The sequence below is a fragment of the Clostridium sp. AF32-12BH genome (genome assembly GCF_003477935.1).
GTDB lineage: Bacteria > Bacillota > Clostridia > Lachnospirales > Lachnospiraceae > Brotaphodocola.
In genome coordinates this window covers 60,162-85,804 of record NZ_QUEH01000010.1, presented here as the reverse complement: position 1 = coordinate 85,804, position 25,643 = coordinate 60,162, and the positions used below count along the sequence as shown (strand labels likewise).

Annotated in this window: 24 protein-coding genes; 2 read left to right on the top strand and 22 right to left on the bottom strand. The window is 50.1% G+C overall.

Annotated features, from left to right (window positions below; genetic code table 11):
* Positions 1-5 precede the first annotated feature (5 nt).
* From DWZ40_RS11410 to DWZ40_RS11370, 9 genes are all read right to left on the bottom strand, one after another.
* Positions 6-536, bottom strand: a complete 531-nt coding sequence (locus DWZ40_RS11410; protein ID WP_118543164.1) for a shikimate kinase — start codon at positions 534-536, stop codon at positions 6-8.
* Complete coding sequence (locus tag DWZ40_RS11405) at positions 533-1,129, bottom strand: flavin reductase family protein (protein ID WP_118543163.1); 597 nt, start codon at positions 1,127-1,129, stop codon at positions 533-535. Before DWZ40_RS11405 ends, DWZ40_RS11410 begins: the two co-directional genes overlap by 4 nt.
* Before the next feature lie 15 nt (positions 1,130-1,144).
* Positions 1,145-2,812, bottom strand: coding sequence for a putative manganese-dependent inorganic diphosphatase (locus DWZ40_RS11400; protein WP_118543162.1), 1,668 nt, complete (start codon positions 2,810-2,812; stop codon positions 1,145-1,147).
* 341 nt (positions 2,813-3,153) lie between these two features.
* Positions 3,154-4,107, bottom strand: coding sequence for an ROK family glucokinase (locus DWZ40_RS11395; protein ID WP_118543161.1), 954 nt, complete (start codon positions 4,105-4,107; stop codon positions 3,154-3,156).
* Positions 4,108-4,133: 26 nt separating this feature from the next.
* Positions 4,134-6,122 (bottom strand): transketolase, encoded by a 1,989-nt coding sequence (tkt, locus tag DWZ40_RS11390; RefSeq protein ID WP_118543160.1) that lies wholly within the window; start codon positions 6,120-6,122, stop codon positions 4,134-4,136.
* A 112-nt stretch (positions 6,123-6,234) separates the two neighbouring features.
* The gene (locus DWZ40_RS11385; protein WP_118543159.1) at positions 6,235-7,503 is read right to left on the bottom strand and encodes a DUF5711 family protein; all 1,269 of its coding nucleotides are present in this window, start codon (positions 7,501-7,503) and stop codon (positions 6,235-6,237) included.
* A gap of 128 nt (positions 7,504-7,631) precedes the next feature.
* Positions 7,632-8,960, bottom strand: a complete 1,329-nt coding sequence (locus DWZ40_RS11380) for a LysM domain-containing protein (RefSeq protein WP_347560078.1) — start codon at positions 8,958-8,960, stop codon at positions 7,632-7,634.
* A 143-nt stretch (positions 8,961-9,103) separates the two neighbouring features.
* Entirely contained in the window at positions 9,104-9,703 is a 600-nt protein-coding gene (yyaC, locus tag DWZ40_RS11375; protein WP_118543158.1) for a spore protease YyaC, read from the bottom strand.
* 63 nt (positions 9,704-9,766) lie between these two features.
* On the bottom strand, positions 9,767-10,864 hold the full coding sequence (locus DWZ40_RS11370) for a hypothetical protein (protein WP_118543157.1): 1,098 nt from the start codon (positions 10,862-10,864) through the stop codon (positions 9,767-9,769).
* Positions 10,865-11,144: 280 nt separating this feature from the next.
* Here DWZ40_RS11370 and DWZ40_RS11365 point away from each other — a divergent pair, with 280 nt between their 5' ends.
* The gene (locus DWZ40_RS11365) at positions 11,145-11,411 is read left to right on the top strand and encodes a hypothetical protein (RefSeq protein WP_118543156.1); all 267 of its coding nucleotides are present in this window, start codon (positions 11,145-11,147) and stop codon (positions 11,409-11,411) included.
* Between the two features lie 97 nt (positions 11,412-11,508).
* Here the strand turns inward: DWZ40_RS11365 and DWZ40_RS11360 are convergent, their stop codons facing one another.
* The gene (locus DWZ40_RS11360) at positions 11,509-12,474 is read right to left on the bottom strand and encodes a hypothetical protein (protein ID WP_118543155.1); all 966 of its coding nucleotides are present in this window, start codon (positions 12,472-12,474) and stop codon (positions 11,509-11,511) included.
* 206 nt (positions 12,475-12,680) lie between these two features.
* Positions 12,681-13,373, bottom strand: coding sequence for a 5'-methylthioadenosine/adenosylhomocysteine nucleosidase (locus tag DWZ40_RS11355; RefSeq protein WP_118543154.1), 693 nt, complete (start codon positions 13,371-13,373; stop codon positions 12,681-12,683).
* 304 nt (positions 13,374-13,677) lie between these two features.
* Between DWZ40_RS11355 and DWZ40_RS11350 the strand changes: the two genes are divergently transcribed.
* Positions 13,678-14,748: an undecaprenyldiphospho-muramoylpentapeptide beta-N-acetylglucosaminyltransferase gene (locus DWZ40_RS11350; RefSeq protein WP_118543153.1), complete on the top strand. Its 1,071-nt coding sequence runs from the start codon at positions 13,678-13,680 to the stop codon at positions 14,746-14,748.
* 81 nt (positions 14,749-14,829) lie between these two features.
* On the opposite strand, the gene DWZ40_RS11345 is transcribed toward DWZ40_RS11350, so the two are convergent.
* The 11 genes from DWZ40_RS11345 to DWZ40_RS11295 all read right to left on the bottom strand — a co-directional run bounded on the left by DWZ40_RS11345 (position 14,830) and on the right by DWZ40_RS11295 (position 25,485).
* Entirely contained in the window at positions 14,830-15,246 is a 417-nt protein-coding gene (locus DWZ40_RS11345) for an HIT family protein (protein ID WP_118543152.1), read from the bottom strand.
* A 234-nt stretch (positions 15,247-15,480) separates the two neighbouring features.
* Entirely contained in the window at positions 15,481-16,128 is a 648-nt protein-coding gene (locus DWZ40_RS11340; protein WP_118543151.1) for a rhomboid family intramembrane serine protease, read from the bottom strand.
* Positions 16,129-16,215: 87 nt separating this feature from the next.
* On the bottom strand, positions 16,216-17,571 hold the full coding sequence (locus DWZ40_RS11335) for a DUF6382 domain-containing protein (protein WP_118543150.1): 1,356 nt from the start codon (positions 17,569-17,571) through the stop codon (positions 16,216-16,218).
* A complete protein-coding gene (locus tag DWZ40_RS11330; protein WP_118543149.1) occupies positions 17,568-17,885 on the bottom strand; it encodes a hypothetical protein in 318 nt (105 codons plus the stop codon). Before DWZ40_RS11330 ends, DWZ40_RS11335 begins: the two co-directional genes overlap by 4 nt.
* Before the next feature lie 121 nt (positions 17,886-18,006).
* Entirely contained in the window at positions 18,007-18,663 is a 657-nt protein-coding gene (locus tag DWZ40_RS11325) for a hypothetical protein (RefSeq protein ID WP_147354189.1), read from the bottom strand.
* Entirely contained in the window at positions 18,660-19,526 is an 867-nt protein-coding gene (locus tag DWZ40_RS11320) for a hypothetical protein (protein WP_118543147.1), read from the bottom strand. The genes DWZ40_RS11325 and DWZ40_RS11320 overlap by 4 nt, the downstream gene beginning before the upstream one ends.
* 191 nt (positions 19,527-19,717) lie before the next feature.
* The gene (locus DWZ40_RS11315) at positions 19,718-21,808 is read right to left on the bottom strand and encodes a DUF5702 domain-containing protein (RefSeq protein WP_118543146.1); all 2,091 of its coding nucleotides are present in this window, start codon (positions 21,806-21,808) and stop codon (positions 19,718-19,720) included.
* Between the two features lie 23 nt (positions 21,809-21,831).
* A complete protein-coding gene (locus DWZ40_RS11310; protein WP_118543145.1) occupies positions 21,832-22,038 on the bottom strand; it encodes a Flp1 family type IVb pilin in 207 nt (68 codons plus the stop codon).
* An 85-nt stretch (positions 22,039-22,123) separates the two neighbouring features.
* Positions 22,124-23,347, bottom strand: coding sequence for a hypothetical protein (locus tag DWZ40_RS11305; protein ID WP_118543144.1), 1,224 nt, complete (start codon positions 23,345-23,347; stop codon positions 22,124-22,126).
* A 181-nt stretch (positions 23,348-23,528) separates the two neighbouring features.
* Positions 23,529-24,326: a type II secretion system F family protein gene (locus DWZ40_RS11300; protein WP_118543143.1), complete on the bottom strand. Its 798-nt coding sequence runs from the start codon at positions 24,324-24,326 to the stop codon at positions 23,529-23,531.
* On the bottom strand, positions 24,259-25,485 hold the full coding sequence (locus DWZ40_RS11295; RefSeq protein WP_118543206.1) for a CpaF family protein: 1,227 nt from the start codon (positions 25,483-25,485) through the stop codon (positions 24,259-24,261). The genes DWZ40_RS11300 and DWZ40_RS11295 overlap by 68 nt, the downstream gene beginning before the upstream one ends.
* Positions 25,486-25,643: the final 158 nt, after the last annotated feature.

Genomic DNA, 25,643 nt, shown 5'->3' with positions numbered 1-25,643 from the left:
CAAAATTATGGGCGTGCCTGCTCTCCGTCTTCCATCCGCTTTTCCATGATCTTTCGCAGCTCGTCGACACAGGCTCCCAGACTCTTTCCAGTCTCATCGATGGTCACATCTGCGTACTTCTCGTAGAGCGGCACGCGCTCCTTGTAAAGGTCCAGAAGTGTCATACCGTCTTTTAAGGCAACGCCGCGGTCTTTTAAATCGCCCAGGCGCTGTTTTACATCTTCATAGCTCAGCTTCAGGTACACAACCGTGCTGATCTCATGCAGATGTTCCATGGCCCTGGGACCGTAGATGACACTGCCGCCCGGAGCGATCACGGAACGCTCCAGTTCCAGCCCTGCGTTCACGTCTTCCTCGACTTTTAAAAAGCCTTCTGTTCCGCGCTCTGCAATGATCTCTTTTAATAACTGACCGGTCTTTTCCTGGATCACAATATCCACATCAACAAAAGAATAGCCCAGGCGTTTTGCCAGCAAAACGCCGATGGTGCTCTTGCCAGAAGCCGGCATGCCTACTAAAGTAATGTTTGATTTCATTTTGCGTTCCTCCTGCGTGTGTGCTTCGCTGTGTTTTTCCGCACCGAATATCCAAACGTTCCGATCTTTTCTCCAAGCTCAAAATAGGTTCCGTGGGAATAACTCACCAGCTTCGCATCGTTTAAATGGAAGGTTCCCTTCTCATCCATGTAGCGGTCATCCACCGTCACACCTACGATCTCTGCGAGGAACATGTCATGGCTTCCCAGTTCCACCACCTGTTTCACGCGGCATTCCAGATTCAGCGGGCTCTCGGCAATGCCAGGCGCACTGATGTGCTGTGACGGCAGGGGCGTCAGCTTCATCTCTTTGAACTTATCGGTATCGCGGCCGGATTTCACACCACAGTAATCGGTTGCAAAGACCAGGTCTTTTGTCACCAGATTTACAACGAATTCTCCGGTCTCCTTTAAAATGTCGTAGGAATAACGCTCCTTGCGCACGGAGATGGAGAGCATAGCCGGGGCAGAGCAGACGGTCCCGGCCCAGGCTACCGTTATGATATTGGGTTTTTCACCAGGTCGTGCACAGCTTACCATCACGGCCGGTACCGGGTACAGCATATTACCGCCCCGCCAACTCTGTTTTCCCATAATAATCTTCTCCTTTTATGCTTCGCTGGCAATCATGATCGACGGGATCAGCTGTTTCTTTCTGGATACCACGCCCGGAAGCTCTACGACATTCGCTTCTGCATCATCACCCGCATTTTCCATATGGAATGCCAGACGGATCAGGTCCTCTGCGCCCTCACCCTCGCAAAGAAGGGAGGTAGACTCGGTCAGGATGTTGGTCAGCATGAAGAAGATCATGTCTACACCATGCTCCTCGTGCGGCTTCTTTAAGAACGGAAGCAGACGGTCTTTTAACTCCGTCAGCTCGTCTGCGTTTAAGGAGCTGATCTGGCCTACGCCGTAGCTGATCTTGCCGGAATTGAACAGCTTGAAATCCTGATAAAAGATTTCCTCATTGCTCTTGCCGCGCAGATTGCTGCCCGCGGAGAACATATCTGCCGCATAACGGTCCATATCGATCTCAGCGATCTTTGCAAGCTCAGTTGCTGCCATCTTGTCGATCGGAGTGCAGGTCGGAGAGCGGAATAACAGGGTATCGGAAATGATCGCGCTGCACAGCATGCCCGCGGTTGCTTTGTCGATCTCTACATTATTCTCATGATACATCTGATATACGATGGTTGCGGTGCAGCCGACCGGCTGGTTGCGGAAAAATACCGGGGAGATGGTCTCGACAGTTCCCAGTTTATGATGGTCGATGATCTCCTGGATATCTGCGTTTTCCAGACCGTCTACCGCCTGGTTTTTCTCGTTGTGGTCTACCAGGATGATCTGCTTGCCCTTTGCACCCAGCAAATTTCTGCGGGAGATCATACCGAGGTACTTGCCATCTTTATTTAAGATCGGGAAATCACGATGACGCTTGCTTGCCATAACTTCTTTGATGTCATCGATAAAATCGCTGTCCTCAAAGGTGATCAGGTCTTCCGTCTTCATGAAATGTCCGATCGGCATACTCTGGTTGATGAGACGTGCTGCAGTGTACGCGTCATACGGTGTGGTCATAACAGTGCAGCCATGCTCCTGTGCCAGCTTACGGATCGTCATGGAAACAGCAGCGCCCTCACAGACGATGATGCAGTCTGCTTCCATCTCGATCGCACACAGCTGGGACTCATAGCGGTTTCCAAGGATCACCAGATCATGCTCGGAAATGTAGTATTCCATCATATCCGGGTTTGCCGCTGCAATGAGAACTTTACCCTGATCAAAATAGTCGTTCTCATCGCCAACTACCATGGCACCCTCCAGTGTCTCCAGAATATTCTTATACTGGGTGTGTGCTTTAGACAAAATGCTACTGTCTAAAACATTCATGTAGGACTTGGTGATATCGCCAACGGTGATGAGTCCTTCCAGGACTCCGCTTTCACTGACTGCAGGTAAGGTTGTAACGTGGGCATCCTGCATCAGGTTCCATGCCTTCTTTAAGGAAATGTTGCGGTTGACGCCCTTGGTCGCACGAATCTCAATATCCTTTACCTGGGTCTTTACGCTCTCGATCAGCTTCGGTGCTTCCACGTTAAAATAATTCAGCACATACTGGGCCTCCTCATTCACATGACCTGCACGGCCCGGAACATACTCTTTTCCGGTAATTTTGGATTTCAGTGCTGCATAGCAGATTGCGGAACAGATGGAATCGGTATCCGGGTTTTTATGACCGATCACGATCGTCCGTCTTCTTCTCTCTTCTGACATAATGTCCTCCTCTTATTGGTAATTTCCAGGTTTTCTTTCTTGCTATTTTCACAAAGAAATCGTGCTTTGCGAAAGATAATTATTGATTTTGCACTATTTTTTACAGTTTGTTCATGTGTTGTTCATAATTTATTCACAACTTTTTCCTATACTAAAAACAACTTAAGAAAAGGTTGTAACTTGATGAAACAGTCAAATTGCACATAGATTTTTCATAATTGCCCCGGTTGGACGAAAGTCCACCGGGGTCTCCTCATTTTATACGATTTTATACAGATTTGCAATAGTTAACCCGGAGCAACCATGCTCCGGGCATTTCTTTTTTTGATACATATAAAATTCTAATCCAGGACCAGACGGGCTGCTCCGTAGATTCCTGCATCATTTCCCAGCTTTGCCAGACCGATGATCCCCTTGTTCTCCGAAATCGGGGTATAATGCTGATAATATTTGTCGATGATATCGATCAAAAACTGACCTGCCTTAGAGACACCGCCGCCAATGACAAACATCTGCGGATCCACCGTCATGGCAATGGTTGCCAGGGTCAATCCCAGATAACGGCCTACCGTCTCAACAACGGAAAGCGCCAGTTTATCCCCTGCCTTTGCCGCATCCAGAACATCCTTTGCGGTTACGTCATCGCCATACTGGCGAAGCATGGAAGGCGTCTCTTCTGCCGCCATACGGCGTCTTGCTTCCCTGGCAATACCGGTTGCGCTGGCAATCTGTTCTACACAGCCTACGCCGCCGCAGTTGCAGTGTTCCCACTCTTCATCGCGGACATGGATATGGCCGATCTCGCCGCCCAGTCCATGTTTGCCTGCAAGGATCTTTTCGTCAATGATGATGCCGCCGCCCACGCCGGTTCCAAGCGTTACCATGACAATATCGGTAAAGCCCATGCCGCCGCCGCGCCACATCTCACCAAGCGCTGCCACGTTGGCATCGTTTCCGCTCTTTACCGGGATGCCGTCTAACAGGGCGCTCAGTTTCTTCTGTGGATTTACATCCCGCCATCCAAGATTTACGCAAACCTCCACGTAACCATCCGGCAGGACCGGTCCCGGAATGCCGAGTCCGGCTCCCAGGATATCTGCTAAATGAATCTCCCTTTCCGCCAGCACTTCCCGGATGGAAGCAGCCACATCCTCTAAAATATACCGACCGCCCTCTTCTTTTCTGGTGGGAACTTCCCACTTAAACCGTAAGGTACCGTCTGTCTCAAATAAACCAATCTTGACGGAGGTTCCCCCCACATCAATACCAATGCATTTCTTTGTATTTTCACCCATAGTATGTCCTCATTCTCACGTCAAAACTACAGGCTGCGTGCTACCTCAGCAACATGCTCTGCAGTGAAGCCGAAATGCTCAAAGAGCTGGGAAGCCGGGCCGCTTGCGCCAAAGCCGGTCATGGTGACACATGCACCGTCAAGACCGACGTATTTGCCCCAGCCAAAGTCGCTCAGTGCCTCTACTGCGACACGTTTGCGTACCTCTTTCGGAAGTACAGACTCTTTATACTCAGCAGACTGCTCCTCGAAGAGATCCATACACGGCATGGATACGACGCGGACTTTCTTGCCCTCTGCTGCCAGGATTGCCTTTGCCTTTACGGAAAGCTCTACCTCAGAACCGGAAGCGATTAGAATCAGGTCCGGGGTGCCCTCGCAGTCGTCGATGACATAGCCGCCCTTTAAGGCATCCTTACTGCTTCCCGGCATCGGAGCCAGGTTCTGTCTGGACAGTACCAATGCGGTCGGTGTGGTCTTGGAGGTTACTGCGCTGTACCAGGCTGCTGCCGTCTCGGTTGCGTCACACGGACGGAATACATGGAAGTTCGGCATTGCACGGAACATCGCCAGCTGCTCGATCGGCTCATGGGTCGGACCGTCTTCGCCGACACCAATGCTGTCGTGGGTGAAGACAAAGGTTAACGGCAGCTTCATCAGAGCAGACAGACGTGCCATTGGCTTGGTGTAATCGCTGAATACGAAGAAGGTGGATACATAGGTCCGCAGGCCGCCGTGCAGCATCATACCGTTTCCGATTGCCGTCATAGCCAGCTCACGAACACCAAAGTGCATATTTCTGCCAGCGTAATCTGCCTTGGAGAAGTCTCCTGCATCACTCATATTGGTCTTGTTGGACGGTGCCAGGTCAGCAGAACCACCGATCAGGTTCGGCATACGGTCTTTTAACTTGTTGATGACTTTACCGGAAAGGTTACGGGTTGCCTCAGCTTTCTCGCTGTTTGCCCAGAAGGATTCATCCTCCATAAGTGCCTTAGCAAGCTCGTCAGTATCTCCATAATACCGGTTCCAGAGTGCTTCCATTTCCGGATACTCCTGGCAATACGCAGCAAACATCACATTCCATGCAGCCTCAGTCTCAGCCTTTTCCTCTGCTGCCTTTGCATAGTGATCATAAACCTCCTGCGGCACATAGAACGGCTCTTTGGACGGCCAGCCCAAGAAATCTTTCATAGCTGCAACATTTTCTTCTCCCAGCGGCTCGCCATGTGCACTTGCCTTGCCCTGTTTTGCCGGGCAGCCATAACCGATCTGGGTGTGAATGGTGATGAAGGACGGGCGGGTAGTATCCGCTTTTGCCTCTTCGATGGCTTTGCCGATCTCCTCTAAGTTGTTGCCGTCTGCAACATCCAGGGTCTGGAAGCCGAATGCAGCCATGCGCTCCTGCACATTCTCGGTAAAGGCGATATCAGTGCTTCCCTCGATGGAAATGCGGTTGGAATCGTATAATACGATCAGTTTGGAAAGACCAAGGGTTCCTGCCAGGGAGAATGCCTCGGAGGAAATGCCTTCCATCATGCAGCCGTCGCCGCCCAGTACATAGGTGTAATGGTCCACAACCGGATAATTTTCCTTGTTGAAGATTGCTGCCAGATGTGCTTCTGCTGCTGCCATACCGACTGCCATGCCCATACCTGCACCTAACGGGCCGGTCGTTGCCTCAACACCAACGGTGTGACCGTACTCCGGATGACCGGCGGTCTTGGAACCTAACTGACGGAAATTCATCAGATCTTCTTTGGACAGATCGCCATATCCAAATAAATGGAGCAGGGAATATAACAGCATGGAGCCATGACCGCCGGATAAGATGAAACGGTCGCGGTTTGCCCACTGCGGATCTGCCGGATTGTGATTCATGTGGTTCATCCAAAGCTCATATGCAGCCGGAGCACTGCCCAGCGGAAGACCCGGATGACCGGATTTTGCTTTCTGGATCGCATCTGCAGATAATACGCGGATTGCGTTCACAGACATGGTATCAATAGTGTTCATTGGTGAGACCTCCTGGTATATATAATTTTTGTTGCATAACTCTTTTGCAGCCAGAATCTGTATGTATGTAACCGAAAAACAGTTATAAGAGCATCGTACTCCTACAGCCCGGCTAGCGCAGCTTCAGCTCACGCATCTGCTGCGGACCGGTTACCACAAGTGTTCCCGGGAACCGTCCTTTTCTGATCTTTGAAACTGGGAAGTCAAACGTCATATCGAGTTTTTCTGTCCCATTCATATTATAAATCCTGCAGGAATCTTCATTGTACAGGATGATCAGATCGTCATCGATATCTGCATGGGTGTATTCAAAATTGAACTCTTTGCTCAGTACATGGGTGCCGTCTTTTTTATAGACCTCCAGCCGGCTTCCATATTCCCCGTTGGTATTGCGGACGATCGCTGCCGCATACTCATCGGAATAAAGCACACTGTCGATCCGCTCATCGATCGTTCTCTGCACGACCAGTTCCGGTGATGCCAGGTTTCTGGAGGAAAAGAACGTCAGCGCTTTTCCCGAAAAAGCACAGGAATACGGATCCCCCATATAAGTTACCCGGGGAACCATATCGCTCTGAAATTCGTCGTCAAAGCCGCCCACAAGACGGTTGGGAACATTCTTTCCTATTTCTGAAAAATCGTAAAATACCACGCGGTTTTTCAGTTCGCTGCCCTGCAGATGAACAAACGAACACATCAGCTGTGTTCCATCGTCCGAAAGGGCAATGTCTAACGGATAACCATCTCCAGACATATTGGTTTTCACGGTAATATCCAGGGAAGTGCCGTCTTTCTGGAAAAAAGTAATGTAACTGGATGTAGAATCTTCCAGTACCGCTGCCGTTACGCCGGTACCGGACACAGCTACCTTGCTGATCGGAAGCACGGTCGTTGCCTGCCCTAAGGTTCCGTCTGTATTGCAGATATAAATGCTGTTTCCCTGCATGTCCGCAATCGCCGCATAATCACCTTTTACAGAAATGATCGGCGAATTCATTTCATAACTTTCTGTCCAGACAGTGCGCCCTCTGTTGTCCATGTAAGACGCCCCATCTTTGGTATATTTCAAAACATTCGTGCCAAAACGTTCATAGCCGACAAGGCTTCCTTCATTTAAGTCTACCTGCCACGCCGTATCATATCCGGAATAATGGTAATTGCGCTGGTACATGATCCATGCTGCCGCGCCTCCCACGATGGAAATCAGCACCAGAAGGACAATCAGCCCTTTTCTTCTCAGCACCCGGTTATGTGCTTTGCGCACCGCGGTTTCGCTGTCTTCTTCCGGCTCAGTATTCCACGCGGTCTGCTGCGGTTTCACGATCTGTCTGCGCAGTTTATCTTTCTTGCTCTCTCTGCTCATGGAGCTGAAGTCACTCATTTTCTTTCTCTCCTGATGCGTAACTGTTCCGTGCCCTCACCCATTTTAACAGGGAATGGGCTACCGGTCCCTGCCCGTTACGTTTTTTTCATACGCGTCAGGAGGCCGATATCTCATTCAAGTATACCTCATTTCGCCGGAAGATACAACTCCTGCCCCACTGAAATGTGATTCTCATCCGCTAGGCCATTCCATGCGCAGATCTGTGGGATCTGTGCCATACTGTGATACTGTTCCATGCAGATTCCGTATAAAGTTTCCCCTTCCTGCACCACATGTTTGACTGCATCTGACGGAATCTGCACCGCATCTGCCAAAGCCCCTGCGTTGCCGCCGTGAAGCACCTCTGCGTTTGCCGGGTTTCCGGTCCCAGATTCCCCTGATGCTGCACCAGCTTCTGTCCGGGTGTTTCCAGTCTTACTGTCTTCTGTTCCCGCCGGTCCAGAATTTTCTGTCCCGTTGCGGCCTGTTCCTTCCGATCCGGAATTTTCTGCCCCGGCACGACCTGTTTCCATCTCATTTTCTGCGCCATTTTGCTGCTCCGGCGTGATCACAATATCTGCAAGCGTCGGATAAACTTCCCCCGGAACCGATTCCACTTCGATCTCATCGGCGCTCTTTGCTCCTGCAAAAGAGCGGAATGCCCCCGCTTTCCCATCCGAAGGCATGACCGAAGCAATCACTGCTTCCATGTCTTTCATTTTCCGGTAATTTCCAAACATCACCAGACCTCCGGCTAAAACCAGGACCGCCATGACACTGCATGCCCCGCCCAAAAGTCCGATCGCCGAACGGGTCCGCACTGCACTCTGATGCCTGTCCTCCATCCGCTCACGGAAATCCTGGATCACCATATCCCGCGTTCCGCTTTCCACCCGCCTTGCATCCTTTCTGGAAACCATATAATCCTGCATCATCTGGTTCCGCTCATAGTAAATGCTGTAACCGCGCAGCTTATAAAATCCATCCTCCGATGCGGTGTAGATCGCTTCTTCCCCCTCCAGTCCGGAATTCAGATACATCAGCTGGTTCTTTCCTGCAAAATACTGTCCGTGCTGCTTCCAGTAATCAAGCGGACTCAGCGCACAGCCCGGTGCCCCGCACAAAAACCACCCCTGTACACTGCGGTGTGGAAACATCTGCTCCATAACCTGATATGCCTTTTTCCAGGCTTCCTCTGTAAATTCTACTTTTTCCCCTTCCCGGGTCACCTGCTCCATTTCCATGGCTCCGTCAATAAAAAGAAACGGGACTCCGTCTTCTGTACGGATCTCTCCCAGCAAAAGACCAACCCGCAGATCCTGCCCGCCGGTCGGATAGAGGCGTTTTAAATATGTATTGACATAATCCTCAATATAAAGCTTTACCACCTGATCCCGTTCTCCGACCTGCCGGATATTTTTCGGCAGTTTCGGATACGGATTATAAAGTTCTCCCATGACCTCACCCCGCTGCATGATATTTTACAGCAGCTCTGTTCCTTGCCAGAAACTGCCGCAAGCTTCGCACGGCTGTATACAGTTTGCCTGTCCATCCACAGCCTGTTTGATGCATCATACCATACCGCCTGCGTATAATTTGTCAGTTTCAGTCCGTTCATTCAAAAAACTCTTCGACAAAAACTGCGTACATCCTGGTGCAGCGCCTGACGGACACTGGCGCAGATATAGTCCGCCATCCGCATCACCACGGAAAGCCGGACACTCTGCAGCATCAGCGGATCATAATTTCCGTATCCGCCCACGATCCCGGTGATAAAAATATCTCCCACCGCCTGCAGCTGTTTGCTCACCCCAAGTCCCGGGCGGAGCGCTCCTTTTCCCAAAGTAATACAGCCCACATGCTCACTCTGTCCCACCGATGCATCCACAGCCACGATCACATGGTCTGGATAACAGCGGCGCACCATAAAAACAGCCTGTTCCAGATTCATGGCATGGACCGGGCAATCCAGGGTTCCAACGATCTGGACAGAGCCATCCTCTACTCCGGAAGATTTCAGTTTATGGCCGATCAGCGGACCAAGACTGTCACCAGTCGAGCGGTCTGTTCCAATACAAAAGAGCAGGACCCCTTTTCGATTCTCCTGCAGCATGATCTCGCCGATCATCTGCCGCAGCATACTGGCACAAAGCACAGTATCCTCCTGCTCCCTCGAATCGAAATAGTATATGTCCTGCTCTCTGGTTTTCTTTTTCATGTTTTATCCCGCCTGCGCCATTTTGTTACTCCTATTATAGGCACATGGGACAACTTTTATGCGTCAGCGCTTCTTTTCCTCTTCCTGGTAAACACGGATTGCTTCACTGATATTGGATGCCCGGCCCTGCTGAAGGATATTGCTCAAATCCTGCAGCTTGAACGGATCCAAAAAGTCTTTGCCAAGATGACTTCCGTACTGGTCTGTCAAAGTCAGACGGCGGGCTTTTACCTCTGCCGTGGTAAGCTGAAGCTGCTTTCTCACATCCTCATACTGATACTCCAGTTCCCCGATCTTTTCCCGGTGACCATGCTCAATCTCATCCTGAAGAATGTTTTTTGTCACGGTTTCAAATGTATTTAACGCCTCTTTCTTCTTCGCTGCCACTTCGTTTAATTCCTGGGTCAGCTGCGCGATCTCATCGTCATACTTTTCCAGGTTATAAAGAGACTCATTGCGGTCCTTCCGGATCGTACCGGTGATGACTTTGATCTTTTTATCGTTGGCATGCATCTGGTCGAGGATCTGGCGGCCTTCTCTTAAACACTCTGCATACTGAAGCTTGGTGTGATTTCCGATCCACATATAAATGCCGCCCACGACCAGAATATCTGCCACATAAATAAGCGCCAGATACCAGGTCTTATGATCCGGCAATACGGCATAAACACCAAATGGCAGTGCCAGGAAAAACAAGGAGATAAAGATCAGAAGGCTGAAGAACTCTTTTGCCCATCTGGGCATGTAAAGGCTGTAATAAAGACGGCTCCGGCACCAGGTCGGTGCATGATATTCCCGGAATTTTGCCCTCATGCGGCTGATCAGTTCCTTATTATATTCGTGAAGTTCAGATGTTTCCTCCGCAATCCGCTCTTTCATTCCCTGATTTTTCGCTTTTTCGCGTTTTGCCCGGGCTTTTTTGAGCAGATCCTGTGCTTTATTGATTTCTACGTCATAGCTGGAACTTAAATCTTCTCTCCGTTTTTTTACTGTGGTTCCAACGGCATCTGCCATCTGCTTCTTTTCTGCATCCAGAGATTTTTTCAGACGGGTTTCATCCTGTTTTAACTGTTCTTCCCGATCTGCAGCAAGTGACAATTCCTCAACAGATTCTCTTGCTGCTGCCAGATAGTCCAGGCATTCCTCAATTGTCTGCGCCATAACGGTTTCCTCCTTCGAAAGCTTGTCTTTTGTGAAAGCTTTTCCCCCATATATTATATACAGTTTACTACAATCGAAGGGATTGGTCCAACTATTTCTGGCGGACAATCATAAAAAGTTTGTAATTGCAGCATAACAATTTCTGGGATCGCACGGTCTGTATCCACAGTCTGTATCCAGACAAAAGTTTCTTTACAGAAAGGAAAAAATCTTCTATACTCTTAAAATAAACGCAACTGTAAGGAACGAAGCAGTTATAAACAAAAAGGAGCAAACATTTATGTTTCGTATGTGGGGAAAAATCTGGAAAGACAGTCACCTCATAACCGACACCGTGATCTGCCTGACCGATTACAGCATGTCCCGCACCAGTATGGTATTTCAGGCACTGGATGATATCTGTTATGAATTTGATCTTGGGAAACCGATCTGGCTTTCTTCCAATATCAATGACTTTAAGCGTCATGCAAAAACACGTTTCACCAAAGACAGCTTCATTGAGCAGATCGATTTTGATTATCTGGAGATTGAAGTCATAGAAGAGTAAATGTTACCAGACGTGCCACTGTACCGGTAAAACCGCTGGAATGCACCACAAAAAAGGACGCATTTTCCTTGTGATATGGAAAATGCGTCCTTCTTATTTATGCCAGATACTGCTTTAAAATATCTCCGATCAGTTCAATCTCCTCTGGCTTTAGATCCCGGATCCAGTTTTCATCACCGTTTCTGTTTTTCTCCCGGCTTGCAGCCATCTGTTCCAATCCCCGCTTAATAAAATCTGCATCCCGGATACTCTTCTCCCGGACAGGCACCTCCTGCGCAGATGCCGCCTGCCCCAATTCTGTCGCACCGGACGAAACCGATGCCACTCCCGGTGTTTTTTCAGATACCGTCATGCGGCCGCTGTTTCTGCGTTTTTCTCTCCGCCCGGAAGAAGCCGTAGCGGCTGACTGCACAGAGGGTACAGATTGTACTGCCGGCTCCTCTTCCGGCTCCACACGTCCCATTCTGCCGGCCCGGTCCACCAGACGGCTCACCTTGCGCAGTGCGCCCCTGTCCCCCAGACCTTCCGTGCGGCCATTTTCCATGGAAAAGTTCCGTGCCATCTTCGGACCGACTACATTGTCAATCTGATCCTGGAGGCTGATCAGAAGCTGTTCCTTTAAATCTCCGGCAATACCTCCGTCAAAGAGCATCGTAAGCATTGCCATCAGCACAGCTCCGCCTCCATACATCACAACATAATACGTATCGAGCCGGTACCAGTAAGAAAAAAATGCGCTGACGCCGCCAAGCAGCAGGCAAAGCCAGGTCAGCCGTGTTCCCATATTACTCCAGCTTAAAAGACGGAATCCCATGGTCTTAAAATCATACAGCTGATGCTCCAGCCAGGCTCCGCTGTCTACCAGTCCCTGGTTTACCCGGTATGTATTCTCCGCTCTCTGCCGTAGTTCTTTTAAACTTTTGTTTTTCGTCAGTGAAAGGTCTTTGCTCTCCTTCAGCAATCTTTTGTAAGCACGTCTGGTGATCATCCGTGTCAGGATTCCCAATACGCAGGCTGCCATCAGCACATACAGTGCACGGCCACTTTCCAGTAATTGCAGCATAAAAACAGCTCCCCTTTCTTTTCCTTTTGCAGCTGCAAAAATTTCCAGGTGTGGATCCTCTCCACCTGAAAGTGCAGCTGCCCTGGTGTCTCAGACAGCTATCATTATAACTGCCCGGGCACCATTTGAAAAGTTCAGGGAGCTCAGAATCGTTCGTCAAATTCTGCTAAAAAACGCGTTGTAACTGTTCAGTAGGTCAGCGCGTCTTAATATGCCAGGATCAGGGCGCGGGTCAGGTTCGTGCTGTGGATGATAGCCTGACGCTCAAATTCCGGATAATCCATGGAAGCACTGTCATCTGCCTTATCGGAGATGGCGCGCACGATCAGAAACGGGATCTTGTTTAAGTATGCTGCCTGGGCGATAGCGGCACCCTCCATCTCCGTACAAAAGCCATGGAACGTCTCGCCCAGCCATTCTTTTTTATCCTTATCACAGATAAACTGATCCCCGGTCAACACTCTTCCCTCATAAACGCTGATATCCGGATTTACTTCCTCACAGCACTTCTTTGCCAGACTGCGCAGACGCTCATCTGCAACAAAATTCAGAGTTCCAAGCTGTGGAATCTCACCCAGCGGGTAACCAAAATTGGTAGCATCTACATCATGCTGGATCGCATCCGTAGAAAGCACCAGATCACCAATGTTGATCTCAGCCTTTAAGGAACCGGCAATCCCTGTATTGACTACGCCGTCCACACCAAACCGGTCTGCCAGGATCTGCACGCATAACGCGGCGCTGACTTTACCGATTCCAGACTGGACCACCACAACTTCTTTTTCACCGATGGTTCCCTTATAAAATTCCATTCCTGCTACCGTCACAACCTCCGGCTGCTTCATTTCCTGCTTTAACTGCTCTACTTCCGCCTTCATGGCGCCAATGATTCCTAACATCTGTGAATTCCTCTGCTTTCTTTTAACGTTTTCTGTCTCCAGTCTAACAAACCTTTTTCGGAAAGGCAATGGATTTTTTCGTTCAGAAAATCCCTGCCTGTAAAGCAATGAGATATCCAGCCACGGTGAACTTCCGGCGCGGCCGGAAACAAAAGCAATGCAAAAATTTCTCAGGGCGATTCAGGGTTGACATTTTAGGCATGACAGTTACTATAGTAGTACAGATATGTACTCGTACGTAACCGTGAGAATGCCAAACTGTTACGCTTACACAGACTTTTATCCAACCGGAGGTAATTTTTATATGAAGAAGATTGTTCTGACCGGCGGCGGTACTGCCGGACACGTTACACCAAACCTGGCTCTGCTGCCATCTTTGCAGGAGCGGGGCTACGAGGTCCACTACATCGGTTCCTACAACGGCATCGAGAAAAAACTCATCGAGGGAGCCGAGATTCCGTATGATGGCATTTCATCCGGCAAGCTGCGCCGTTACTTTGACTTAAAAAACTTTTCTGATCCCTTTCGCGTCATCAAAGGCTATGCGGAGGCACGGGCACTCTTAAAGAAATACCGCCCGGATGTGGTCTTCTCCAAAGGCGGTTTTGTGGCAGTTCCGGTTGTTCTGGCTGCCAAACACTTCAAGATCCCGACCATCATCCACGAATCCGATATGACCCCGGGACTGGCCAACAAGATCTGCATCCCGTCTGCTGCCAAAGTCTGCTGTAACTTTCCGGAAACCCTGCAGTACCTTCCGGCTGACAAAGCAGTCCTCACCGGTTCTCCGATCCGTCGGGAATTACTTCAGGGTGACCGCCTGACCGGCTTAAACTTCACAGGACTTTCCGCCGCCAAACCGATCATCATGGTCATCGGCGGAAGTCTTGGCGCTGTTGCCATCAACAATGCCGTACGCGAACTGCTCCCAAAACTTCTGCAGAAATACCAGGTAATACATATCTGCGGAAAGGGACATCTGGATGAAAGCCTCATCGGACGCCCGGGTTATGTCCAGTATGAATATGTAGATGCTCCGCTGCGCCATCTGTTTGCCGCCGCGGATATCGTCCTCTCCCGCGCAGGCGCCAACTCGATCTGCGAGATCCTGGCCCTCAGAAAACCGAATGTACTGATCCCGCTCTCCGCTGCTGCCAGCCGCGGTGACCAGATCTTAAATGCCCGCTCCTTTGAAAAGCAGGGCTTCTCCACCGTTCTGGAGGAAGAAAACGTCACCGGAAGTTCCCTGTATGATGCCATCGAGACCACCTACGAAAACCGCAGAAAATTTGTAGATGCGATGGAAAAGAGTGAGTTGTCTGACGCTGTCAGCATTGTTATGGGGCTGATTGCTTCTTACGCAGAGGCTGAATAACAATTTATTTCACTTTAATAGGGCCGTGTGAGTTGCCTTTCGGCAACTCACACGGCCCTTGTCATATACTTAAATTGTTACTTACAGTCCTGCCTTTAACGTCTCTGCAGTCTGTGCCAGCTCCTCCTGCTCTGGCTTTCCTGGTACCCAGTTTACCATATCCGGACCGCCTTCATAACGCGGGATCACATGGACATGCAGATGAAATACGGTCTGACCTGCGCTGGTTCCGTTGTTCTGGACAACATTGAATCCGCTGGCGCCAAGCTGGCTCTTCATGGATTTTCCGAGCTTTGCAGCAAGCGGCAGGATTTTTGCCATAACTTCCTCATCTGCCTCGCAGATGTCTTTATAATGATTCTTCGGCAGAATCAGGGTGTGACCTTTGGATGCCGGACCTAAATCCAGGATTGCACGGAAGTCATCATCCTCATATACGGTAGCAGACGGAATTTCGCCGTTTGCGATCTTGCAGAAAATACAATTATCATCTCTCATGTTCATTTCCTCCATAATTATTAGTAGTAGTGCATGCCTCCCGCACCGGCCCGTGCGAGCACGACCGGCGCGCTCTGCCTGTTTTCGGCACTTTTTCAGTGCCCGTTCAAAAACACTTCGTGTTTTTTCACTGTCGGGCGTTCGCCCTATCGAAAACATGCCTCCCGCACCGGCCCGTGCGAGCACGACCGGCGCGCTCTGCCTGTTTTCGGCACTGCTCATTGCTATCACAAATTATACATCCCAAATATCGGCTCGGCAAGTGCGTTTGGGTCTGCGATAGAAAAGCGCTGCCAGAATAATGCCGATGACCAGACCGCCTACATGCGCTGCGTTGTCAACTCCGGTGCTGGTAAAACCCAGGTACAGGGAAAAAGCAGCCATAACCACCAGCTGGCGGCTGTTTAGATCTTCTAGGCATCCTTTATTCACGGCCACCACATAAATCAGACCGCCCACGACTCCGAAGATCGCACCGGAAGCTCCGGCTCCTACTGCCCAGTCTCCCACCGGCAGTTCAAAAAGCATGGAAACCACATTTGCCCCAACTCCGCAGAGTAAATAAAACAGCAGATACTTCACTTTTCCAAGTGCCCGCTCCAAATTGTCCCCCAGTACAAATAAAACCAGCATATTATTCACAATATGGTTGATGCCGAAATGCATAAACATGGAAGTCAGCAGCCGGTAATACTCATGGTCTTCCAACACACAAGGACCATACATGGCACCGTGCTGCAGCATAAAATAGGCATCCTCACTGGAACCTGCGAGCTCCAGATACAAAAAATAAATAATATTAAGTATGATCAGCATACCATTGACCCATGTACGCGGACGGTGGGGTGGTGTTATCTCATAAGGATTCTGATATTGGTTCATATAAATTCCATTCTCGCTTTCGCAGCCATTTTTCTGATCTTTTCCTTATCTTAACGTATCCACCCACAAAAATCCACATCTATTTTCCTACTCAAACCGATATCTTACCCCGGCAATGTTTACCTCCACGCCTTCCCAGATTTCCATAATCTCATTATTTTCCAACATGCGGCCGCCCACACTGGTCCCATTTGTGGAATTTAAATCCTGCACATAATACCGCTCATCCTTTCGGTCGATCCGCAAATGAAGACGGCTGACCGTCTCCCTGGGCAGAATATAATCCACCAGATTTTCCTGCTTTCCAATAATGAATGGATAATAGGCAATCACGATATCCTCTGTTCCCGCGTCCAGTGCTGCAAGTTTTCGGATCGTTGTACGATTTTCGGATGAGTCGCCATTTAAAAGGACGGTATCATTCCCCTGGGCAGGCTTCTCTGATCCCGGTTCCCTTCCTGCTGTTTCTCTTCCCTGACGTTTCTCGGCATCATTTCCATATGCATCAAAATATCCTGGTGACTCCAAAGAGTCATTTTCCGCGAATATCGTCTCCCAGGGCATCTGGATCTCCCGCTCATACTCCCGCTGTTTTTCTTCCTGCCGTTTTCTTCTGTGCTGTTTCCACCTTCCCCAAAAGCTGCTCTCGCCGGGTTCGGAATCCGTCTGAATCTTGTTGGTGCGCACGGTACCCAGCTGCCACGCTGGCGGTTGCTTTTCGGCTTCCGGAAGTTTCCGGGCTGCTTCGCGAAACGGGTACTGCTCATAATGCTTCTCATCAAAAGCTTCCTTTCCAGACGCAGCCGTCCTGCCATTTTCTTCAGCACCTGCACTTCCATCAGATCCCATCCTGAATATCGTTTTTCCGTCTTTATCCCCGTTTTTTTCCACACTGCATTTCTGCTGCGCAAGCCGCAGGATATCCCCCATTCCATAATTTTCTTTTCTGGTTTCCTGGTAAAGTCCGTAGGCCAGCACCACCGATTCCTTGTCGCGATGGTCGACTTTTCCGAGAAGATACTCCAAAAGCTTACTGTAATCCTCTGGGAAATCACACTCTCTTCCGGGTACCAGACACAACCATACCTTTAAACTTTCCGGGTCCACATACAGATATTCCGGATCCAGCAGTACATTTTTCTCGCTGAGCAGATACTGCTCCATATGATCCAGGGCGCGGGCAATTCCAAATACCAATGCGCGGATCTGTGGTGCCTGAACAGACTGCCCTTCCAGCATACGGGTCAAAGGCTGCCTGGATGTAATTTCATAAAAGAAACGGATTTTTTCATCTTTCTGTCTTACCTGAAAATGCAGGATTCCCTCAATCTGATTCTGCTCCAGCATTTTCTGTTCAAATGGAATCATCTCCGGAAATTCCGACAATTCCGGATCTACGATCAGGTAATTTCGTTTCATTTCTCTCTGATAACTGGTCTTCATGTCATATCCTCCGCCAGACTCCACATCCTAAGCGATTTTTCCGGACGGAATACCGGCGCTGAAATTTCCAAGTTCCAATTGCTTCCATCCGCCCGCCTCTGAATACGTTCTTCCTGATCATGTTCGATCTGATGACGTTCCCGCTCCACGGTCTCATGCAGCCTGAAATTTCCTGCTGCCCTGGCGCTCCAGCTCATTGCCTGCCCCATCAGTACCATAAGTGTAGTCAGCACGACTACCATAACACCTGCCGCCTCTACCGTCATACTGGCCCGCAATCCTTTTTTCTTCTGCATTTCGCTCCTGTATCTCATCTACTCTCTCCTATCCCATTCCTGGCAGCCATCCTCCTTTGCGTCACGCAAGGCGCTTCCTGTTTCCAGAAAGCAATGTTCGTTGCTGGACACACATACATGTCCAGTAAACAATCTTCTGTTATGAACCCAAAAGGTCCATCTGCACGATCCGGTTTACCACGATCCAAATTCCAGGTAACACCGCAAAAGGCAAAAAAGGAAACTCTGTCTTTCCGATTTTCAATCTTCTTTCCTGGCAGCTGCTCCGGTTCCTGCATCGATTCACGCAGTGAAACACATAATATCCCAATCCGAATAAGCCACTGCTCAATACTGCCCCGCACAAAAGAAGCAGATTGTCTGCCAGGCCCAGGAACAGACCGCTGATCAGAAAGAAACAGCCATCTCCTGCTCCGATCCCCCCACTCAGCCAGGAAAATACCAGCAATGCTGCACCGGGCAGAAGCCCTGCTAGATAAGGGAACCATGCTTTCCACAACCATAAAATTCCCAAGTCCGCGCCAGTTCTGTCCCCTTTCAGGCTCAGGGACCACACGACCAGTGCCTGAACCGCCAATGCTGCCGCCCCGGACAAACATAATCCCCCTATCCTGATCTGTTTTGTTTTCAAATCCTGCCAGGCCGCTGTCATCAGGAAAATCACAAAGATGCCCATACGGACTAAAACCAGAATCATTTCTATCGTTATTTCCATAGTGATCGTTATTTTCCTCTTCATTTTCCTGCTATCACCATTTGCCCCATATCGTGACTGCGCATTCTCCAGATCGCTCATCCTCCACCGCAATAAGAGCAAGCCCCCAGATGCTTTACCTCTTTTAATTTTACCGCCCGCACATAAGCCATGATCGCTTTGCAATCCTGCATTGCGTGGTAACGTCCCCCGCTTGGCATAATGTAAACGGTACTTCCCTTTCCAGCGTTTTGGGCACAGGAAGCGCATGGATAATACTTGCTGCCATCTGTGTTCCGTTTACCGGAGACACTTTCCCAGGCCACCGCCGTCAGCTTGTTTGACAGGTAATGGCAGCTCCGGTCCGGATGATAGCGCGTGCTGTTCTTCCCGACATATACGATCTGCTCATCCTCATCCCCGACATTCGCATCTGCCCCGTAACGCCCGTCCCTTCCGATCCAGCACCGTCTCCGGCTTCGTACCGTGCGATGAAGGGAGGAAAGTCCGAGTACCGGAAACGGAAAGGAAATATCATATTCCATAACCAGATCCAGCGTCTCCCCATCCTCACGGATAGAAGATCCCAGCATACTGACGTGGGATACCTGTGCCGTGTCACAATAATCCATGGTTTTTCCACGGGCATACATGGGAGCTGCTACGGCCGCTGCATTCTGGCAAAATGCCAGGGTTGCTTCCCCTGCCCCTGGAATGCTGCCTAAATTTCCCCGCTCAACACGGTCCAGAAGATAGGCATACTGACTCAGTTCTTCTCCTGCTGCTTCCAGACCTGCCTGCAGTTTCCGTTCTGTCATCATGATTCTGGCCGGAAGCATCAGACAGACTGAGGCAAAGATCAGAAGCGGCAGCACCAGGGCTGCTTCCAGTGTCAAGGAAGCATTCAACGACCTGAACCCGTTTTTTGCCGTGGATTTTTCCCTTTTTGCAAAGCGTACTCTCATCAGGGAGGTGAAAGGGAATGCCCTGCTGTCCGAATGTTTCCTGCCGCATTTCTGAGCTGAGAACCATTTGTCTTTTTGAAAGGGGCTTCGTACTTGGAGAGGTACATTTGTTTTATTTTTCTGATTCGCCCGTTGTTGTCCGCGGCTGATTGGATCGTTCATCCAGCAGAGCATTCCTTTTCACCTCCTTTTTAATAGCGTCGTTCTACTTTCACGGTCAGATTCATTCCCGTTTCCCGGTTTCCAGTCAGGTTTTCCACAAATGCCGGAGAAAAGAACAGGTATTTTCCACAGACATTTCCGGACATATGCACCTGATACACGCCGTTGCGCATGCGAAATCCGCTTTTCCCCTGCCCGAGATTCAGCTGGATCACATCCATGATCCGGTATTCCTGGCGGACTGTCGGTTCCACAAACAGCAGGATCTTCAGCCAGGAAAGATACGAAAGCCCGCGTTCCCCGCCTCCGGCCTTCAGTGTTCCATCCCGTCCCAAAGCAAGCAGGTTTTCCACATCCAGCGTCCAGTCCTCCGCTGTTTTCAACAAAACCACGTTTTTTCCGGCAAGAAGTCCTTTTACATCCATGAGTGCTTCCCCTAAAGCCCAGACCGACATGACAAAAAAAGTTGTCACCAAAATCAGCGGTGTGATCGAACCGGCTCCCGTGATCACGGCTGCCAGCGCCCTGGCCTGTTCCCGCTTACCGCTGTCGGAAAGAATATGGATCAAATTCAGACCGGATCGGACTGCTAAAAGCCGGTGCACTGCATCACTCAAGTTTTCCCGGTCACTTGCATTTCCAAACAGGAGGTATTCCATCTCGTAATCCAAAACATGTGCCTGTGTTTCCAGCTTTGTGCCGTCCCCTGCTATATCTCCCTGCGTTGTGTTCACAGACTCTGCACCTGGGCTTGTTTCGCCTGAATTTTCATTGGTCTTTTTCAGATTCTTTTGTCCCTCTCTTTTTTCCGGAACATGCTTCTGCTCCACCCCAGAACAAAACTGGGAGAAAAACATTCCGCAGTATTCATTCACCAGAACATGATCCACCATGCTGCCGCTCCCGGCGCCTTCCTCATAGCTTTCTGTATGGGAAGGAAGTTCCGCCGTACTGGCAAGCTTTTCCGATACCAGGTGTCCTTCCGGCACCAGAAGCCCCAGCATTCCTTCCTGGTAAAGCTGTTCCACCTGTTTTAACCAGCCTTCCTTTTGCTTATCCTGAATGCCATGCGCAAAGGATAATACCGGAATTACAATCCCTTCCAGGCCATTGCGCACAGGTCTCCACAAGCTCTCATAATCCGGCTCACCGCCATCTCCATCTTCATCCTCCTCATCCTCCCATTCTTCAATCTCCCGTTCTACTTCATAGGAAAGTTCGATCAATGCTTCCAGACGCTGAATCTGCCCGGCACTGTCTGACTCCAGATTCCGGATTTCCTGCCTGCGCTTCCCATCTTCCGCTATGTATGCCTCGTATTCCTGGATTTCCTCATCCAGAGCCGCTGCTGTCCCGGCACTCAACCGGTCCGCACGCGCATTTTGCTCTTGCCGGTCCGCTGCCAGGACAGCAGACAGCTTATCCGCTTCTTTTTCATACTGCCGTACCAGCCCCGGAATCTTTTTTAATTCCCCGATCATCCGCTCCGCCGCTCTGCGAAATCCCGCTCCATCATAAGAAGAGAGACTGCTTAATCCCTGCTCACGGAATGTCCGCTGTCGGTCCAGATTTCCACTGATATCTTCCAGTACCCGCTCCAGCTTCCACACATCCCGGGTTCTGAGGCGGTAGGTCTGTGCCATCTCAGTCACAGCCTCCGCCTCCCGCTCATAGTCCCAGAGTTCCGGCACGCCATCACCCTCAAAATCCAGCTTCCATATCCCATATTTCATATAGTCCAGGATTTCTTTCTCCAGGTATGCTCCATGTCCGTCCGTTGCCCGCACAACCTCTTCTGCAGTGGCCTGCTCCAGCGCCATGGGATACCAGTTTTTTGTTTCCAGATAAGGCAGCAGAAATCCTGCAAAATCCTGTTCGATCTCTTCCGGGGTTTCATATTCCGCAAACAACAGGCGATACCGGTCCCACAGTTCCCGGTGATACTGACTGAACACGGAATCCATGGAAGAGGAGACCGCCATCTGCAGATACCACCTCGCCCCGGCCGTACGCGCGGATTCCATCAATACACATAAAAATGCAAAGAGGATCATCAGGATCATGCTGATAAACACGGTAATCTGTCCACGCAATCCCTGTTTTTTCCCATACTGCCTCATCCCACATCCCATCCTAACAATTCCTAATAAACTTCTTTTGACTGACTTTCAATCTCCTTGAAAATGTTCTCCAACAGCTTGGTGATCTGGGTCTTGAAAATGATCACCAAACCGATCAGCACCACGAGCAAGAGTACAATTTCTATCGTACCCACACCTTCTTCCTGTTTCCAGAACGCGTTCCACTCCTGCACCAGCTTATTTTCCTTCCAGTTTTTCTTTCTGTTCATACTCTTCCCCATTTCCTTTCTTGATTTTTGTTGAGCCACAACATTCCCTGCTCAGAATGCTCCGCATTATCAGAATGAAAATCCATCATCCCATACTCATCATGGCAGGCACCAGGATAAAGATCATTACTACAAACAACAGAAGCAAAAGCGGCGCCAGAAGCCTGGTTGTGGCCTCTTCTCCCAGCCTTTTTGCCAGATTTTTCCGAAGTTCAAACGCATCCTCCACCTCTCTGTACAAAAGTTCCCTCAGATTTTTTGTTCCGGTCTTCCGGTTCTGTTCCAGAATGCTGCTCAGTTTCAGATAAGGCTGCAGGCGGCATCGCCTTCCGAAATCCCGGTACGCGGCTCCCTCCGCTGTTCCATTCTCCATCTGGTAATATGTCTGGCGCATCTCTTCATAGGCAGGCCGTACCTTTTTTTCCGGCGCGCTTTCGTAATCGTGAATCATACGCCCCCAGGCATTGCGCACCGTCATGCCTGCACCTACCAGCACCTGCAGTTTTGACACCACCTCCGGATAATCCAGTAAAAGCTGCTGCTCCCGTTTCTTCTCCAACTGCTGCTGTTTCGACTTTTCCTGCAGCAACAACAGCATTGCCATCAGCACACCCAATAATGGGATCACGGCATAGCTTGTCTTTTCTGCACTCCGGTACGATAACGCTTTTCCCTGATATTCCATTGGAAGCTGCAGCGACGAGTACTGCTTTTGCTGCTCATCCAGGCGGCTCACCTCTTCTGAAAAATGCTTTTTCAGCAATTCCTCTTCCGTTCGCTTTTTCGGCACCAGCGTTACCGGTAACTCAAAATCCGCACGGTACTCTCCCGCCAAAAACTCTGCCTGAAGCACCACCTCCTGTTTCTTTTCTATCTCTGTTTCAATCGTCCCGGCTGAGGATAAACGTTCTGGCTCTGAAGAATGCCAGCGCACCCGCACACCATACTCATCCAGATAAGATGGAAGCTGCAGATTTTCCGACACTTCCTGAAGGCTCTCATTCTTTCCGCGGATCCGTTCTTCCATACGGTCCATGATCTCAAAAAACACCGCATCCGCTTCCTGCTTTGTATAGACCCTTGGACTGACTTTTACCGTCACAGTCTGCTCTCTGCTTCCAAGACCGTTTACCACCAGCTGTTCTTCTTTTGGAGAGCCACCATAGCTTTCCCGTTCAAGCTGTCCCTGTAATAGACTGCTTTTCTGATCCGGTGCCAGATACGTCAGATATCCCCAGAGGAGCAGGCTGACTGCAACGCAGACTGCCGAGCGCAGAAAGCTGCTTTTTGCAATCCTGCTTCGCCACATTCTGATCTGTTCTATCCACCTTCGATTGTTTTTGCCCGCTTCTGTTTTGCTTTGTCCAGTTCTTTGCGGCTCTGTTTTGCCATAACGTATTCCGTTTTGCAGCGGTCTTCTCTGGACACTCCTGCCCTGCATTGATTTATATTTGTTTCTTTCGTTTTGTCCTCCACCGCCTGCTCTCATACTACACCTCAATATCGAGAATCCGCTCTGACAGCCAGAATGCAGTCAGGTATAATCCCATACACAGCGTCATAAGGCATCGTCCCATTCCGGTCCGGTACATCTGATCAAAAAATCCCGGCGAAGTTCCTTCCACATAGAATACAATGAAAAAAGGAATCAGGTTCATGATCTTCTGTTCAAACTGCCTCGATGCGGTCAGCGTCAGGATCTCTTCTTTTACCTGCATCTTATCTCGGATCACCTCAGCTGTGTGGCGCATAATACTTCCCAGGTCACCTCCTGTCCGTTTGCCGATCCCCAGTACCTCTGCCAGATTCTGTACATCCTCCAGACCGCTCCTGGCGGCAAATTCCAAAAGCACCTGTTCCACATTCCGGTTAGTCCGGATCTGCTGCACCATCCCGGAAAATTCCTCGACGATCAGTCCGTTTTCCCCATACAAAAGCCGCAGTTCCTCCAGACTCACAGCCATGGCATTTTCCATGGCGTAACCGGCGCTGAGCGATGCGGCAAGGATCACCATTGCTTCCTTAAACTGCTGTGCTAAAAGCAGCTTCCGTTTCTTTAAACGCTGCTTTCGCTCCCTCCAGAAAAGAAGGAACATGCTGATTGGCAGCATCACCAGAAATATCTGTATACTGCGGTAAAACACATAAGCAAATAAGCCGCTCACTGCTGCGCTTTTTCCAAGCACCCATGCAAATTCTTTTGCAGACAGGTGATACTGGTTATAATCCGGTCCCTGCTGCTTCCCAGCCTGCTGCCTGCAGTTTTTCCCGGTTTTTAAGGGTACCAACCCGGACCAGCGTGCCCGAAACCCTTCCTTTTTCCGCCCGCCCCAAACCTCTGGTTTTGCTGCACTTCTCTGGCTCTCCCCGCTCCTTTTCTTCATCTGTATCCCTTCTTTCCTCAAAACGGTAAAGCGGATTGAGCTGGATCTCCCCGTCCGAAAAACCAGTCACTTCCGTAATCTCCAGCACTCTCCGGCTCCGGTCCCGCAGTCTTCCTAGGTGAACCAGAATATCAATCGCAGAGGCAATCTGCCCTCTTACCGCAGGCAAAGGCAGATCCGCAGCCATCAGCGTCATGGTTTCGAGACGGGATAACATATCCCGCGCACTGTTTCCGTGTCCTGTGGAAAGTCCGAAATGTCCGGTATTGAGTGCCTGCAGCATATCCAGACATTCTTTTCCACGGACCTCCCCGACGATCAGGTAATTGGGACGCATACGCAAGGATGCCCGGATCAGATCACTGATCCCGATCGCGCCTTCCCCCTCTGCATTTGGTCCCCGGGTTTCCAGGCGCACCAGATTCGGCACCTGAGTGATCTGCAGCTCTGCAGAATCCTCAATCGTAATAACCCGCTCCGTCTCAGGGATATAAGAGGACAATGCATTGAGAAATGTAGTTTTTCCAGATCCGGTTCCGCCGCTGATAAAAATGTTATATCCGGACCGCACCAGCATACCCAGAAATTCCGCCGCCTCTTCCGTTAAAGAGCCATAGCGGATCAGACGCTCAATGGTAATCGGTTCCGGGAACTTCCGGATCGTCACCACCGGTCCCTCCAGGGCAATGGGAGGCAGCACAATATGAACGCGGGAACCATCTTCCACCAGTCTGGCATCCGCGATCGGTCTGCTCACGTTCACCACCCGGTTGATCTTGCTAACGATCTGCTGGATCATATCCTCCAGCTGTTCCACACTTTCAAAACTATGCTCCCAGCGCTCCAGCCTTCCACCCCGCTCAACAAAAATGTGGTCTTTCCCATTTACCATAATTTCTGTCACCTGCGGGTCATCCACCAGCTCCTGTAAAATGTCCAGCCGCCGGAAACTGTCAAATAACCTGTTTTGCAGTTCAATCCGCTGCCTAAGCGGCAGATAGCAGTGTTCTGCCTGATCTGCAATTGCCTGATCGATGCAGTCGTACAATTCCTCATCACCAATCTGATCCAGACCCGCCAGTCCCTCACGAACCTCGCTGCGAAGAAGATCCAGAAGATTTTTCTCCGGTTCTCCCTCCCTGTTCCGTACTGACGCATTGCTCTCTGATAGATGCTTTCCTTTCGCAGATTTCACGCCCACATTTGTCACCTCCTCGCAAA